Genomic DNA, 15,457 nt, shown 5'->3' on the forward strand with positions numbered 1-15,457 from the left:
TCTGCGTACACTATCCCGCGCACTACGCATCATACATTTTCATTTTCAAAATATCCAGGAAGGACCGGTGATCCAGCTTCACTACCCTGGTCACGGTCTCTGCCTTTGTGATCTCAATATAATCCCCGTTTTCAAGGCGAACCAGCGTGTCACCGTCAAACGCCGCCACCTGGCTGCCGCGGTTCGTCGCCGGGATCTCGATCCGGATCCGGCTTCCGGCACCGAAAACGATCGTTCTCGATGTCAGCGTGTGCGGGCAGATCGGCGTCAGGATCATGAGCTGTCCGTCCGGCTGTGCGATCGGCCCACCCGCCGACAGATTGTAGGCTGTCGATCCCGTAGGTGTCGCAACGATCATGCCATCGGCGCTGAATTCGTTTAAAAACTGTCCGTCCACGTACAGCTTTAATTTCAGAACGCGCGGATCCCCGTCCCTTGTCAGGACGATATCATTTAACGCGATACTCTCCTTCACAGGTCTTCCGTCCCGGTAAACGCAGCCCTTTAACATCATGCGCTCCTGGATCTGGTAAGAATCCTCCAAAAGCGCATCCAGAAGCTCCTTCACATCGCCTTCCCGCCCGATCTGGGTGAGATACCCGAGACCGCCGAGGTTGATCCCGATCATCGGAAGATCACGCCCTGCGAGATCCCGCGCCGCCTGGATCAGGGTTCCGTCGCCGCCGAGTGTGATGACACATTCCGTATCTCCCGGAACATCCTCAAGATCCGTATAGGGATTTCCATGTCCGGAAGCACTTTTTCCGGCGGAGACTTTTGCGCCGCGGGTCGTCAGATACTCCTCGACCGCTGTCTGCATGTTCTTCGTATTTTCTTTGTCAGGATTCGCAACGATGTAAAATTTCTTCATATATTCTGTCCTATTTATCCAGTGTCTCGTGTGCCTTGTCGACGATCCCGGAAGCTCCGATCGCGTCGTTTGTGAAGGTGCTGCCATCAGTACAGTTTCTTAAATGAAGCAGGTACTCGATGTTTCCTTCCGGTCCTTTGATCGGTGAAAATTCCAGATGCAGCGCCTCAAAACCGATGCTTCCGGCAAATGATGCTACCATCTCGATGACCTCGAGATGGACTGATTTTTCACGGACAACCCCCTTCTTTCCAACCTTCTCACGTCCGGCCTCAAACTGCGGCTTGATCAGGCAGACAACCTCACCATCCGGCTCCATGAGCGCCTTCACAGGTCCCAGAACTTTCGTCAGGGAGATAAAGGATACATCAATGGATACAAACTGGATCCGGTCCGGGATCTCCTCCGGAGTCACATAGCGGATATTCGTCTTTTCCATGCAGACCACGCGCTCATCGTTCCGGAGTTTCCATGCGAGCTGTCCATGTCCAACATCGACGGAGTAAACCTTCACCGCTCCGTTCTGGAGCATACAGTCCGTAAATCCGCCGGTGGACGCACCGACATCCATACAGATCTTTCCGGCCAGTGTCACACCAAAGTGCGTCATCGCCTTCTCTAATTTCAGACCTCCGCGGCTCACATATTTTAAAGTCGTTCCGCGCACCTCCACGTTCGCAGTCTCATCGAACATGGAACCCGCCTTGTCTTCTTTCTGTCCATCTACATAGACGATGCCGGACATGATGACCGCCTTCGCCTTCTCCCTGGACTCTGCCAGGTTTCTCTTTACCAGAAGAACATCCAAACGTTCCTTCATGGGCTTTTTCTCCTTCCCGGGATCTTCGCCTCCCAGACTGTCTTTATTTCCAGGAATCCAGTTCCTTCTCGATCCGCTTCAGGACCGAATCGCTGTCGATCCCCAGCATTTCCCGAAGGACGGACACATTTCCGTGTTCCACATATGCATCCGGAAGTGCGATCTGGATCACCCGGATCTCCGGATAAAATTCATGAATATACTTTGTGACATACATGCCCATGCCGCCGCGGAGCACATTTTCCTCCATCGTGACGATGAGCTTATGATCTTTGCACAGATGATCGATCATATCGGTGTCGAGCGGCTTCACAAACCGCGCATTTACCAGGGTACATGCATGTCCTTTTGCCTTCAGTTTTTCCCGGACATGCTCTCCGGTGCTCACCATGCTTCCGAGAGCAAAAAGAGCAATGTCAGACTCCTCATAGAGCATCTCCGCCTTTCCGTACTCGATCGGCGCCCGGAACTCCTCCAGTCCGCGGTACGCCTGACCTCTCGGATAGCGGATCGCGAGCGGTGCGTTGAACTTCACGCCGAACTCCAGCATGTCCTGAAGCTCCCAGAGATTCTTCGGCGCCATGATGTTCATCCCCGGAACAAGACTCAGAAACGAGATATCAAAGATTCCCTGGTGGGTCTCCCCGTCGCTTCCCACAAGACCGGCCCGGTCGATCGCGAATAAGACCGGAAGGTTCTGGATACAGACGTCATGGAGCACCTGATCATAACCGCGCTGTAAAAACGAGGAATACACAGCGACAACCGGTTTCAGCCCGGCCGACGCCATACCAGCCGCGGACGTCACCTCATGTGCCTCCGCGATCCCCACGTCAAAGAACCGCTTCGGGAATTCCTTCGAAAACTTCGTGAGTCCCGTTCCGTCCGGCATTGCCGCCGTCAGCGCAACGAGCTTCTCGTTCTTCTTCGCAAGTTCACAGATCTTCTCAGAAAAGATATCGGTATAACTCGGGAATTCTTTTTTCTTAAGCGGCTTTCCGGTCTTGATATCGAACGGCTCCACACCGTGGAATCTCGCCGGATTTTCCTCCGCCGGCTTGTAACCTTTTCCCTTTTTCGTGATCACATGGACCAGGACTGCATGCTGGACCCGCTTTGCTTCCTTAAACACGCGGATCATCGCTTTCACATCATGTCCGTCAACAGGTCCAAGGTAGGTGATCCCCATATCCTCAAACAGCATTCCCGGGACGAGAAACTGCTTGATCCCGTTCTTTAACTGGTAAAGCCCATATGCCATCGGCTTTCCGATCACCGGGATCGAGGAAAGTCCCCGTTCCACCTTGAGTTTCAGCTCCGCATAACCTTCCTTCGTGCGGACACTGCTCAGATACCGTGACATACCGCCGACGTTCTTAGAGATCGACATCTCGTTGTCGTTCAGCACGATGATAAAGTTCTTTTTGATCTGGGCAGCATTATTTAATGCCTCGTAGGCCATTCCGCCGGTCAGCGCGCCGTCTCCGATCACAGAGATCACCGAATATTCTTCGCCCGTGATCTCCCGTGCCTGGGCGATCCCAAGCCCTGCGGAAATCGAAGTGGAACTGTGTCCTGTGTCGAACGCATCGTACGGGCTCTCTTTTCGCTTCGGGAACCCGCTCATCCCGCCGAACTGGCGCAGATCGTCGAATCCGGCCTTTCTTCCGCTTAAAAGCTTGTGCGTGTAAGCCTGATGTCCCACATCCCAGACGATCTTGTCCTTCGGCAGATCGAACGCCAGATGCAGCGCCATCGTAAGCTCCACAACGCCAAGGTTTGAGGCGAGATGACCTCCGGTCTTACTTATCTTTTCGATCAGGAACTGGCGGATCTCTCTCGCGAGCTCCGGATACTGGTCTTCTTTCAGTTTTTTGATGTCCGAAGACTGTTTTATATGATCAAGCAGCATGTTTCCAGACTACTCCCTTACATATTTTTCTTCCTTAGTTTTTCCTGTTTACGAGCATTTCAATAATGTCATACAGAAATTCATTCTTTCCCGGCAGACCGGCAAGTCTTCCCGCTGCCCGGTCGGAAATCTCTTTGACATCCTGTTTTGCCTTCTCAAGACCTTCCAGCGTCACATATGTGGTCTTCTGATTCTTCTCATCGCTTAAAACAGGCTTTCCAAGCTCTTCCTGGGTGCTCGTCACATCGAGGATGTCATCCTGGATCTGGAATGCAAGTCCAACCTCGGACGCCATTGTCTCGACTTCCCGGATCTCCTCATCGGATGCACCGGCAAGGACTGCGCCGATCATCATGGAGGCCTCTAAAAGAGCTCCTGTCTTTAAGCGGTAGATAAAATCAAGTTTCTCCCTCGGGACCGCCTTTCCGGTCAGCTCCACATCTACGGTCTGTCCACCGATCATACCGTAGATCCCGGTCTTCTCCGCAAGGATCCCGATCGCACGTCCGACCTTCGCAGGGTCCGCTCCCATCGTGAATGCCTTTGAAGCCACCTCAAACGCGTAGATCATCAGTGCATCGCCCGCGAGGACCGCCATATCATATCCGTACGCTTTCCAGGTCGTCAGCTTTCCGCGGCGGTACTCGTCATTGTCCATACACGGAAGATCATCGTGGATCAGTGAGGACGTGTGGATCATCTCCATCGCCGCCATGAACGGCCCGATCTCCGGTCCGTTCCCGCCGAATAAACGGTATACTTCCCGCATCAGCAGCGGTCTCAAACGCTTTCCGCCCGCCTTCACGCTGTAATTCATCGCCTCAAAGATCGTCTTCTGGTGCCCGGTCTCCTCCGGAAGATAAGAATATACGACTGCCTCGGTCTCTGCGACCGCCTGTCTGAACTTTTCCTTAAAACTGTCCGTCATCTTTCGTTCCCTCCGCCTGATCTCCGCTCAAAACAAGGATCCTCTTCTCGATCATTTCGATCTTTTCATTGCAGCTCTTTACGAGCTTCATACCTTCTTCATAGTCCGCAAAAGCTTCTTCCAGGGATCCGTCTCCCTTTTCCAGCCTTCCGATGATCTTATCGATCGCCGCAAACGTCTCCTCTACATTCATCTTTTTTCTTGTCTCGTCATCCATAGTCTTTCCTCACTGCGACAGTTTTTCCTGTCCTGATGTCCTGATGTCATAGTTTTCCACGTTGTTCACGGTCGCTCCGATCCGTCCGTCTTTCACACGGACTGTGATCCGGCTTCCAGGTACTGCCTGTTCCACGGTCTCCAGACGCTTTCCGTCTCCGTCCGTGATAAATCCAAAACCATCGCTGATCTTCTTTAACGGGGAAAGTCCCCAGAGTCTGGCACTCTTCACCGCAAGATTTCTCTTGTCCGCGGCAAGTCGGTCCTTCATCTCTCTCTGAAGCAGCGTCTCAGCATTCTGAAGATCTCTTCTTGCCTCCTGCTGCCTCTGCGCGATCAGCCGGAGCAATGTATCCTCCGCATCTGCCAACCGCTTTTTCTTCTCATTTAACTGGCTCTTCGGATCATAAAACCGAAGCGTCAGCATATCCTGCCTCAGCCTGCTCTTCGTCCGGTCCAGACATGTCGCCATCTCCTTCATCAGACGCTGCTTTCTCGCGTTCAGATCCATCTGGAACTGGAAATAGTCAAACACCGCAAGCTCAGCCGCCGCCGATGGTGTTGGCGCCCGAAGATCCGCCGCATAGTCCGCGATCGTCACATCCGTCTCGTGACCGACCGCCGAGATCACAGGCGTATTGCACGCAAAGATCGCTCTCGCGACCTCCTCCTCGTTAAACGCCCACAGATCCTCGATCGAACCGCCGCCGCGTCCGACGATCAGGACGTCCAGTCCCATCGCATCGAGCGTCCGGATCCCCTTCACGATACTGTCCTTCGCCCCGTCTCCCTGAACCAGAGCCGGGTATAAGATCAGCTGGACATACGGATTTCTCCGGTGCGCGATGTTCATGATATCACGGATCGCCGCCCCCGTCGGAGCCGTCACGATCCCGACCGTCTTCGCAAACCGTGGGATCGGCCGCTTATACTGCGGGTCGAACATTCCCATCTCTTCCAGCTCTTTTAAGAGTTTTTCAAATCTCAGATACAGGTCCCCGCGCCCGGAAAGTTCGATTTCTGACGCGTAGAGCTGGTATTTTCCGTCCCGCTCGTAGACATCCACGGTTCCTTTTACGACAACCTGCTGTCCCTCGGCTAACTTGAAGTTGAGACCGCGTCGCTGGCTTGCGAACATGACAGCCTGAAGTGTTCCGCCTCCGTCTTTCAGCGTGAAATAGATATGTCCGGAACTGTGATACTTACAGTTGGAAACTTCCCCCTTCACCGACAGGCGGCGAAGAAGGAAGTCCTGTGCAAACATATTTTTGATGTATGAATTTACCTGTGTAACAGAGTAAACACCTGCCATCGTTTAATTGCCTTTCTGGATCAGTTTTGCAAGGATACCGTTTACAAACGCCGGAGCTTCATCTCCGCCGAATTTCTTTGCGAGTTCAACTGCTTCGTTGATGGCAACCTTCTCCGGGATCTCCTCGTCATATTTCATCTCAAACACAGCAAGACGTAAGATCGTAAGCTCGACTTTACCCATACGTCTTGTTCTCCAGCCTTCCGCGATCTCGTTGATCTTCTCATCGATCTCCGGGATCAGCTCCATGATCTTCTCAACACGCTTCTCAAGATAATACCGGTCCTCTTCTTTCTCAAACGGATCATGAAGGATCTCATCTTTTCCGTCTTCGCCGGTCACGTCCTCCTTCGGCGCTTCAAAATATCTCTCTAACTGCTCTTCCTTCTCATCTGCCGGGTAAAAATCCTGGCAGAACAGCATTTTAAAACAATGTTCTCTGGCTTCCCTTCTGGTCACTTTTCTACCTCCGTTTATCTGAACGGACCGACGGTCTTTTCCGACAGTCCGTGCTGCTCTGATTGTCATTCTCTCTGAACTGCTCTTTTTGCCGCCATGTATCCCGAAAAACTGCCTTTTGCAGCTTCTGCAGATGTGAGTGCAGAACAGAGTACTCCTAATTTAGGATTATACATGAAAATGTATATTTTCACAAGTCCTTATGTGAGAGATGTTTTTTTTATCCTTATGATATGGTATACTCTTTCTGATCCCTTCAGAATTCCAAACTTACCTCAGAAAGGAAAATAATACAATGAACAAAGTAAAATACCTGCCGCTCATCATCCTGTGCATGTTATTATCAGGATGTGGCAATAAAAATAATATTTCGAAGGAAGTCTCCACAGAAACAGCCGTACATACTTCCGAAGTCGAATTAAAAACGGCAGTGGAAACAGAGTCAGAAAGCACATCTGAATCTGACATGAAAACAGTGGCAGAAGAAAGCTCTGAAACCGATATGAAAACAGAAACCAGCCCTGCTGCCAATACTGATACCGAAAATACGGCTCCTGAGACAAAATACATTACCATCGACCTGTCCACAGCCAGGGAGACACATCCCACCAGTGATGCCGCCGCTCCTTTTGATTTAAAGATCGTATCCGAAGAAGAAAACGGTATCGATTTTGCAAACGAATGGTACGACAGTAAAGGATTATCCCTCCCCATGATCGGCACCGACTGGAACAACTTTTATGATGACAACTACCAGTACCTCTGGTCCGGCGAAGAACTTTATGTTTTTGAGAACGGTACCGGAAACTGCCTGTATGTCTTAACCTATCCCACCGACAAATGGTACATTAACGGAAATAACGCCTGTCTAAGGGACGGAATCTTCTATGGAGCCAGCGTGACAAACGGCTATGCCCAGCCGGATACCTGTTTCATGTTCGCCTATGATCTGGAAGATAATAAACTCCTCTGGCGAAGCGCTGACCAGACTTATAACTCCATGAACTTTATCTTAAAAGACAATGTCATCCTCTGCGGATACGGCTTCACCTCCGAGGACGACTACCTCTATCAGCTTGATCTTCACACCGGCGAAATTCTCTCCCGCCTGAAACTAAAAAAACAGCCTGACCTACTCGTGTATCAAGATCATATGCTTTACGTCCATACCTACAGCTATAACTACACCATCGAAATAGAATAAGTTTGCCAAAAAGGGCAGGATCCCCAGTCTTCTGGGGATTCTGCCCTCACGCAGTCATAATCTTTACTTTTCCTCCATGCTGACCCCGGCAATCTTAATATTCACATCAAGCACCGTAAGCCCCGTCATGTTCTCGATCGCACTCTTAACCTTCTCCTGCACCTTCTCGCAGACATCCGGAATACTATATCCATACTTCAGGTTCAGCGCCATATTCACACTCACATGTTCCTCTGTCACTTCCACCTTCACGCCCTTGGAAAGATTCTTCATTCCAAGCTTTCCAACCAGCTCATTTGTGATATTTCCAGCCATGGAATCCACGCCCTCGACCTCAGTTGCTGCCAGGCCGGCAATAATTGCCACGACTTCATCCGCAATCCGGACTTCTCCGATTTTGTCCTTCTCATAAACCTTATGACTGCTTCTCTCTGTTTCCGCTGCCACAATAATTACCTCCTGTATATCAAAGATACTGTTATTATACCATTTTCTCCCCCTGTTGCATAGCTCTTTTTCTCATCCTCTGCCATGTTCCCATCACTCCTCCGCATCCAGCAGCGTGATCACGATCCCGTCCGCCCCGATCTCCGTCTTTCTCTTCACGATATCCTCGATCTGCGCCCGCTCCTGGTCCGTGAGCGATGCCGCGTTCACAACAACGTCCGCCTTCCCGTCCGTAATGCTGACCACCGGGTCCACAAAGCCCTTCGCCTTGAGAAGCGTCTCCGCCGCATTCTCCTTCTCCGAAACCTCCGTCAGACCGATCAGGTTCTGGATCGCCGTCTGCTTCTCCTCCTCCGAGATCTGGTCACTGTTGATGATCTGCATCAACGTCTCCTTGTTCTTCGCCCGGATCTGCTCCCTTCCAAGCTGAACCCCCGCTATGTACTCAGAGATCCCCGTTCCGCCTGTGAGCACCGCCTCGCCCGGATTCTCGATCCCCGCTGCCGCGGTCTCCTCCCCTGCAGCCTCAGATCCAGAAACCTCCGCACTCTCCGGCACCGCAGCCACCTCATTTCCATCCGGAAGCTTCTCTTCGCCGTCTCCGTCCAGACTTGCGATCTCCGTGAGACTTCCATCATCCACTCCGCTCTTCGCCTGATTCTCCGCCAGAATGTCCGAATCGGAAATGTCCATCATCCCCGCCTCGTACACCTCTGCCCCCGCCACTTCCTTCTTCGACGAGTAATTCAGGTATCCCGCCGCCGCGATCATGACTGCCAGTGTCGTGATAATGATCTGATTCCTTCTGAAGATCCGTTTCATCGCAAAACTCCTTCTTTCCCATACTTTCATACTTCCATTCTATGATTCCACGCCTAAAATATGCAGTCCCGGCAGAATACCGATCTATTTTCCCGGCACCATGCACTCATTCCGGACATCCGAAAGTTCCACAGCCGGATCCCGCCCTGGAGAATTTCTTCTCAGGATTCCCCTGCCGCCCGCTTCATCACCTTGATCTTGTTTGCCGGAAGCCCGAGGAGCGCCTCCATGGCCTCCGTGATCTCCGCCCGGATCACCGCGCTTCCTCCCCCGTCCGCGCTGATGATGATCCCTGAGAGTTCCGGCTTCACCTCCTTTTCCATCACCGGCGACTGGCTCTTCCCGTCAAGCACCGTGCTCTCCGACTGATCTTCCTCCCGTATGATCCTGGAACTCCCGGAATCCGCCCCGCTCTCCTCTGTCACCGAGGAGGTGCTGCTCTTATCCACATGCCAGACTCTCTCCTCCGAGGATTTTAAGACTACCATCACATCCGCCTCCCCGACGCCGTCCACACTCCTTAAAAGTTCCCGGATCCGCCGCTCCAGCTCCGCCTCGTAGGAAACACTCTCCTCCTTTGCTGCCGTCTCCGAACCGGCGCTGGGATCCGCCGCACTCTCATCCCCCACATCGGCCAGGACCTCCGCCGCACGATTATTCCACCCGGGATCCGTCTTTCCGCTGTCCGGAAGCGAGATCACAAACAAAAGCAGTCCGGAACAGAATAAAAAGAGCACTTTCTCCTTATTTCCTTTTAACATCGACCTCAATGTCCTGTTCTTCCACTCCATAATACGCTCCTATCTTTCTTCTCACCGAGGCGATCCCCACCCCGGTCTGATCCTGCCTGCCCCTGACCACCAGCTTCACATAGCTGATATTCCCGGCTTCCGCCACATCGACCGAAACGCTCTCACATTCCAGCCCGTCATGCTCCGCCATCGACCGGATATCCGCCTCCGCCGCAGCCCGGTATCGCCCATAAAATTCCCTGATCCGGCGCTCATCTGCCGCCCCCAGCTCTTCCTTCAGCGTCCGGACATCATTCTCAAATGTGATCTTTTCAAAGATCCCCGCCATCGCCGTCTCCATCCCCGTGATCTGTAATACCGGTCCAAACGCCAGAAGGATCATGACCGCGCCAGCAAACAGCCGCAGATATTTCTCATATTTCGGATCCGGCAGAAGGTTCATGACCATCGTCACAAAGATCATGTAAAATACGATGTCACGCACCCAGTTTTCCACTGCTTTCATGCCGTTCACCTCACTTTTCCACCGCTGCTCACACCACTTCCAAAACATCCGTCTGATTTTTCAGACTTCCATACCCGCTCCGCATCTTCAAAACTGCATATTCTCATTTTGTTCATCCCGCATAATACACCGCGTTCGTCGAATAGCTGATCACCGCGATCGTCACGACGAACAGTGCCAGCGAGTACCCCACGATCTTCAGCAGCATCCCATGTCCGGCGGCATTCTGCGTTATACATGCCGTCAGCCGTTTGTCGCACACGGGCTGCATCACGGCTGCCGCCAGATAGTAAAGCACCATAAGGACTGTAAGCTTCACCATCGGAACTGCTGCCAGAAAAAGCAGGACTGCCACTGCCGCTGCTCCGGCTGTATTCTTGATCAGGACCGCCGATCCCAGAAGAAGATCAGAAACCACTCCGGCCCCTGCGCCGACCCCGGGGACTGCCTCGACCGCCCGCATGACCGCCGCGTTTTTCATGGCATCCGCCTGTGGAAGTACCAGCCCCTGGATCAGATGAAATCCCACAACGATCCCGAACATGGTCTTCACCGTCCACCCCACAACCTTTCCCAGAAGCTCCGTCATCACCGAGAACATCTCCTCCCGGAACAGATTTCCGACCAGGGAAATCACCATGTAAAGTTTCATGACCGGCAGAAGGAATCCGGAGACTACCGTCTGGATCACTCCGATGGCTCCGATCGTAAACCCGCAGACCGAGGCGGATGTCACCGCCCCGCCCGCCATCGTCACTGCAAGAAAGTAGGCCGGGAGCATCACTTTCATGAATCCCAGGATCTCCCCCGTCGTCTCCTCCGCGATCCGGATGCTGGAAAAAAAGCCAGCCGCCAGAAAGGTCTGCACACAGATGCAGATCACATAAAATCCCGTCTCCGACAGCTGGCCGGAGCCAAAGATCCCAAAGAAACCGGAGCAGGCCGCCCCGCACAGGGACAGGATCAGGATCTCCGCGAGAAATGATGCGTTTGTCCTGATTTCCGAAAATAACGCGGAGGCGATCCGGTCTCTTCCATACAAAAAGATTTTCTCCATGTCCCCTGCCTGGATCATGTTCATCAGTTCCCCAAATGTCATTCCCGCCGTTTTCTGTTCCCCGATCCGGTCCAGATAATTCTCGATCTCTGAAAGATCAAGAGCCGTACTCCCCGCATCCTGTGTCCATACTTCCTGCCCGGGATCCCCCGGCTCCGCCGCAAATGCGGGAATTGTCCTAAAAAAGTTCCCCGCAAAAAGCCCCATGATCATGAGCATGAACCGGATCAGCACCGCAGATCCCCTACGTTTTCCCGATCTTTTCATTCCATAAACACCTTCAATGACTCCACGAGTGACAGAACAACCGGTGCGCTCACCGCCAGGATCGCGAGTTTTCCCACCATCTCCACCTGTGTCCCCACCGCCGAATATCCCGCATCCTTACAGATCCCAGACGTGAACTCCGCGATGTAAGCGATCCCCGCCATCCGGAGAAGTGTTGTCAAATACACATGCCGGATCCGGATCCCGTTTCCGATCTCCCGCAAAGTCTCGAGAAGGACTCCGAGCTTTGCAAGTCCCAGAAATCCGATCCCGATGGATGCCGCCAGAACGAGATAGACCGCGTACTCCGGCTTCAACGGCTTCAGCTGAGCCGCAAACAGGATCGCCGTAAGCCCCAAAAGCGCCGCCTGTACCACAGACATAGTCATTCCCCCTCACAGTGAAAACAGGTTTTTGATCGTCTCAAACAATTCATAGATATACGGTACGATCCAAAACAGGACCAGAATCAGACCCGCGAGACTCGTGAGAAATGCCTGGTCCTCCCGCCCGCTGTGCTTTAAAACCTGGCACATCACCGAAACCAGGATCCCCACCGCCGCGATCTTAAAGATCAGATTTACCCCCATGTTTCCCCTCCTTTACGCAAAGAGCACCAGAATGAAAAGTCCCGCTGCCATTCCAAGCGACCGGTAAAGCTTCGTCCGGCTCTCCGTCTCCTTTTTCAGGAAAGCAAGCGAGTCATCCGCCTGTTCCAGATAGAAAAGGATCGTCCGCTCCTGGGTCGTTTTGTCCGCATATCCGAGATTTTCCCCCAGCGACCGGAGTGCCTGAAGATCCTCGTTTCTCATCGGCAGATCCTCCGGAAGTCTGTCCAGCTCCTCTTTCCATATCTCAGAAAATGATTTTCCGCGTTCTTCCTCCATCCGTTTTTCCACTCTCAGGAAAAAAAGCCCTGCTTCCGCTTCCATCCCGCTTTTCTCGTCCGCAAATCGTGTTCCGACTTCCTTCAGAGCCTCCGGAAGCGTCTCATTCGAGTAGAGGATCCGGCTCTTCAGATAGACCATCATCTGACGGAAGAGCAGCAAGATCTTCATCCGCGCTTCCCACTCCCCCGCCATCAGAAAACCGCCCGCCACCACCGCTGCCGCCATGCATAAAAGTCCCACATATTTCATATCTTTTCATTCTCCCATTTTCCGGTCATCCTCAGCTGAGATCGGTAACTGAATGCTGCCGCTGCATACCTGTCTTCACAGGTGCTTTTCTCCCTGCATTGACATACAGATTCATCATAGATCTCCGCCACAGTTCCAGGTGTCGGTACCCCAGTGAGGACCACATATCGGGAAAATATCTTTTCGCCCACGATGTCTCTCCACGCCGGACGTTTCATGATGTCCTCCATGTCCGCTCCATGGACCGTGGCGAGGATCCGGCACCCGCATTTCATCGCGTATTTCATCGCCCGGATCTCCTCCTCCCCGCCCGCTTCGTCGACCGCCAGTACCTGCGGTGCCATGGAGCGCAGCATCATGAGCATGCCCACGGCTTTCGGACAGCCGTCCATCACATCCGTCCGGGGACCGAGGTCACACTGCGGGACCCCGCCAAAACAGGCCGCGATCTCCGAACGCTCGTCCACCACAGACACGTTTTTCCCGGATCCCCATGATCCCCCGCTGGAAAGTTCCCGGATCAGATCACGCAAAAGGGTAGTCTTTCCGGCTCCCGGCGGGGAGATCACCAGCGTATCAAGAAACTCTTCCCCTGACAGAAGATGCGGCAGCACGGATTTCGCGCATCCTTTTATCTCGTGGGCGATGCGGATGTTTAAGGATGAGATATCCCGGACTGTTTTTACATGTCCGGACTCCACCACTGCTTTTCCCGTGATCCCGATCCGATGTCCGCCGCGGATCGTGAGAAATCCCTGGCTGATCTCCCGCTCGTAGGCATAGAGGGAATGTCTTGCAAAGATTTCCATGAGAGCTCGGATCAGCTCGGAATCCGCCATGCTCCCATTCTCGATTCCTGAATTTTCTTTCTCATCTTCTATCCGCAGTAATTCTGGATTTCCTCTTTTTTCATCAAAATTCAGGATTTTTTCCCCCTCCGAATCCAGAACGAACACCGGCTTTCCAATCCGTATCCTGATTTCCCGTATTGGTTCTTTCTCCGTGATCACCTGCTCCAGAAATCTCTGGACCATTTCAGCCTTCAATCCGCCATCCTCCCTTCCATTCTGTGATACATCATATGAGACAAGTCCGGAAATATGACTTGGTCGATCTTGTTCTGACAGTCCGCAATTTTGGGAAGGAAATTGCGTTTTGCTCTAAAAGTCCGCAGTTTTGGGGAGAAAATTACTGTCTTCTGATAAAAAAAGCAGATCTACCGGTCAGAAGTATTTCCAACCAGGCAGATCTGCCTTTTTACAATTAACATCCTGTTCTTTCTTAATCTCCGTATACACGAATGATCCCGGAAACCTCCCGCAATACAGACATTCCTTTCACGATCATCAGCGCATCGTTGAAATGTCTCTCCAGCACGGAATCCGTGATCACAACGAGCTCCGCAACTCCGTCTCTCGCACGTTTCTGTACGACCTGGGCGATGCTTACATCGTTGTTTCCGAGAACTCCCGCGATATTCGCCAGAGCGCCCGGCTTGTTCGCAACCTGAAGGCGGAGGAAATATCTCGATCTCGTCTCCTCGATCGGTTTTACCGGATAATTCTTATATGCAACGCCGCCGTTCCATCCACAGTTGTCATGGACGATATTTCTCATGACAATGATGATATCACCCATGACAGCGCTGGCCGTCGGCATCTTTCCTGCACCGCGTCCCATGAACATCGCGTCATCGCAGGCCTCACCATGGACAAACACTGCGTTGAACGAATCGCGGACTGTCGCGAGCGGATGCTGCTCCGGGATCAGCATCGGGTGAACCTTGACCTCGATCTCATTGTTCACCAGCTTTGTGACACCGAGAAGTTTGATCACATAGCCGAATTCCTTTGCATAGCGGATGTCATCGGAGGTGATCTTTGTGATCCCTTCCATGTAGACATCTTTGAATGTCACCTTGGAGTTGAATGCCAGGGAGGACATGATCGCGATCTTTCGGCCCGCATCGTAACCTTCCACATCCGCCGTCGGATCCGCCTCCGCGTAGCCAAGTTCCGTCGCCTTCGCGAGCGCTTCCTGATAATCCATTCCCTCTTCCGACATTTTCGTCAGAATGTAGTTCGTGGTCCCGTTGACGATTCCCATGATCTCCGTCAGCATACTTCCTGCAAGACTCTGCTTTAACGGCCGGATGATCGGGATCGCACCGGCAACGGCAGCCTCAAACTGGATATCGCATCCATTATTTTCCGCAAGTGTCAGGATCTCCTGTCCGTACTCCGCGAGCACATCCTTGTTTGCCGTGACAACCTGTTTTCCTATCTCAAGCGCCTCCACGATATAAGTTCTCGCCGGCTCCACGCCGCCCATCAGTTCGATGACCAGCTGGATTTCATCATCTTCCAGGATTTCCTTCCAGTTGTCCGTCAGGACCTCCTTCGGGATTCCCGGGCGCTCTTTTTTTGTGTTCCTCACCAGGACCTTCTTGATCTCCAGATTAGCTCCCGTTTTCTGAAACATCTCATCCTTTAACATCTCAGAGAGCGCATACACTCCGCTTCCAACCGTTCCGGCACCGAGGAGCGCCGCTTTGATCACCTTTTTCTCTCCCATGGTATTTTTCTCCTTTATCCCGGTCTTCCTTTCCCTGACCAGCGATCAGAAAAGTCTCCGGTTTTCTTTCCACATCTTTCTCCGGTCCGGATACAGGATCCGGTATCGACAGCGTTTCTGTTTCGCTTCTGCTTCATGACCGTGCAGCGTGGACATTTGTCTTTATCGCAGT

The 15,457-nt window shown here is 52.6% G+C and carries 18 protein-coding genes; 1 reads left to right on the forward strand and 17 read right to left on the reverse strand.

Annotated features, from left to right (window positions below; all coding sequences use genetic code 11):
- Positions 1-22: 22 nt before the first annotated feature.
- The 7 genes from ACXMYH_RS12185 to nusB are packed head-to-tail and all read right to left on the reverse strand — an operon-like array spanning position 23 to position 6,587.
- Positions 23-871 (reverse strand): NAD(+)/NADH kinase, encoded by an 849-nt coding sequence (locus tag ACXMYH_RS12185; RefSeq protein WP_486554984.1) that lies wholly within the window; start codon positions 869-871, stop codon positions 23-25.
- A gap of 10 nt (positions 872-881) precedes the next feature.
- On the reverse strand, positions 882-1,691 hold the full coding sequence (locus tag ACXMYH_RS12190; RefSeq protein ID WP_118530514.1) for a TlyA family RNA methyltransferase: 810 nt from the start codon (positions 1,689-1,691) through the stop codon (positions 882-884).
- A gap of 43 nt (positions 1,692-1,734) precedes the next feature.
- Positions 1,735-3,603: a 1-deoxy-D-xylulose-5-phosphate synthase gene (gene dxs / locus ACXMYH_RS12195; protein WP_486554985.1), complete on the reverse strand. Its 1,869-nt coding sequence runs from the start codon at positions 3,601-3,603 to the stop codon at positions 1,735-1,737.
- Positions 3,604-3,637: 34 nt separating this feature from the next.
- The gene (locus ACXMYH_RS12200) at positions 3,638-4,531 is read right to left on the reverse strand and encodes a polyprenyl synthetase family protein (RefSeq protein WP_118298727.1); all 894 of its coding nucleotides are present in this window, start codon (positions 4,529-4,531) and stop codon (positions 3,638-3,640) included.
- Positions 4,515-4,748, reverse strand: a complete 234-nt coding sequence (xseB, locus tag ACXMYH_RS12205; RefSeq protein ID WP_118298728.1) for an exodeoxyribonuclease VII small subunit — start codon at positions 4,746-4,748, stop codon at positions 4,515-4,517. Before xseB ends, ACXMYH_RS12200 begins: the two co-directional genes overlap by 17 nt.
- A gap of 9 nt (positions 4,749-4,757) precedes the next feature.
- Positions 4,758-6,059 (reverse strand): exodeoxyribonuclease VII large subunit, encoded by a 1,302-nt coding sequence (xseA, locus tag ACXMYH_RS12210; RefSeq protein ID WP_215703242.1) that lies wholly within the window; start codon positions 6,057-6,059, stop codon positions 4,758-4,760.
- Positions 6,060-6,062: 3 nt separating this feature from the next.
- Positions 6,063-6,587 carry a transcription antitermination factor NusB gene (gene nusB / locus ACXMYH_RS12215; protein WP_486554986.1) on the reverse strand — a complete coding sequence of 175 codons (525 nt, stop codon included), beginning with the start codon at positions 6,585-6,587 and terminating at the stop codon, positions 6,063-6,065.
- A 226-nt stretch (positions 6,588-6,813) separates the two neighbouring features.
- Here nusB and ACXMYH_RS12220 point away from each other — a divergent pair, with 226 nt between their 5' ends.
- Positions 6,814-7,722 (forward strand): hypothetical protein, encoded by a 909-nt coding sequence (locus tag ACXMYH_RS12220; protein WP_486554987.1) that lies wholly within the window; start codon positions 6,814-6,816, stop codon positions 7,720-7,722.
- Between the two features lie 63 nt (positions 7,723-7,785).
- Here ACXMYH_RS12220 and ACXMYH_RS12225 read toward each other — a convergent pair whose 3' ends face one another.
- The 10 genes from ACXMYH_RS12225 to ACXMYH_RS12270 all read right to left on the reverse strand — a co-directional run bounded on the left by ACXMYH_RS12225 (position 7,786) and on the right by ACXMYH_RS12270 (position 15,285).
- The gene (locus ACXMYH_RS12225) at positions 7,786-8,169 is read right to left on the reverse strand and encodes an Asp23/Gls24 family envelope stress response protein (protein WP_142412262.1); all 384 of its coding nucleotides are present in this window, start codon (positions 8,167-8,169) and stop codon (positions 7,786-7,788) included.
- Positions 8,170-8,262: 93 nt separating this feature from the next.
- Positions 8,263-8,991 (reverse strand): SpoIIIAH-like family protein, encoded by a 729-nt coding sequence (locus tag ACXMYH_RS12230; protein WP_215703239.1) that lies wholly within the window; start codon positions 8,989-8,991, stop codon positions 8,263-8,265.
- Positions 8,992-9,152: 161 nt separating this feature from the next.
- Positions 9,153-9,752, reverse strand: a complete 600-nt coding sequence (locus ACXMYH_RS12235) for a hypothetical protein (protein ID WP_486554988.1) — start codon at positions 9,750-9,752, stop codon at positions 9,153-9,155.
- Positions 9,736-10,248, reverse strand: a complete 513-nt coding sequence (locus tag ACXMYH_RS12240; RefSeq protein WP_486554989.1) for a stage III sporulation protein AF — start codon at positions 10,246-10,248, stop codon at positions 9,736-9,738. The genes ACXMYH_RS12235 and ACXMYH_RS12240 overlap by 17 nt, the downstream gene beginning before the upstream one ends.
- A 112-nt stretch (positions 10,249-10,360) precedes the next feature.
- Entirely contained in the window at positions 10,361-11,572 is a 1,212-nt protein-coding gene (locus ACXMYH_RS12245) for a stage III sporulation protein AE (protein ID WP_405581723.1), read from the reverse strand.
- Positions 11,569-11,955: a SpoIIIAC/SpoIIIAD family protein gene (locus tag ACXMYH_RS12250; protein ID WP_142412267.1), complete on the reverse strand. Its 387-nt coding sequence runs from the start codon at positions 11,953-11,955 to the stop codon at positions 11,569-11,571. Before ACXMYH_RS12250 ends, ACXMYH_RS12245 begins: the two co-directional genes overlap by 4 nt.
- A 12-nt stretch (positions 11,956-11,967) precedes the next feature.
- A complete protein-coding gene (gene spoIIIAC / locus ACXMYH_RS12255; RefSeq protein WP_118298737.1) occupies positions 11,968-12,162 on the reverse strand; it encodes a stage III sporulation protein AC in 195 nt (64 codons plus the stop codon).
- Positions 12,163-12,174: 12 nt separating this feature from the next.
- Positions 12,175-12,711, reverse strand: a complete 537-nt coding sequence (locus tag ACXMYH_RS12260) for a stage III sporulation protein AB (RefSeq protein WP_486554990.1) — start codon at positions 12,709-12,711, stop codon at positions 12,175-12,177.
- The gene (spoIIIAA, locus tag ACXMYH_RS12265) at positions 12,708-13,757 is read right to left on the reverse strand and encodes a stage III sporulation protein AA (RefSeq protein WP_252197485.1); all 1,050 of its coding nucleotides are present in this window, start codon (positions 13,755-13,757) and stop codon (positions 12,708-12,710) included. Before spoIIIAA ends, ACXMYH_RS12260 begins: the two co-directional genes overlap by 4 nt.
- 235 nt (positions 13,758-13,992) lie before the next feature.
- Positions 13,993-15,285, reverse strand: coding sequence for a homoserine dehydrogenase (locus ACXMYH_RS12270; protein ID WP_405581716.1), 1,293 nt, complete (start codon positions 15,283-15,285; stop codon positions 13,993-13,995).
- Between the last annotated feature and the right edge of the window lie 172 nt (positions 15,286-15,457).

This window comes from Pilosibacter sp. NGB245 (assembly GCF_057397225.1).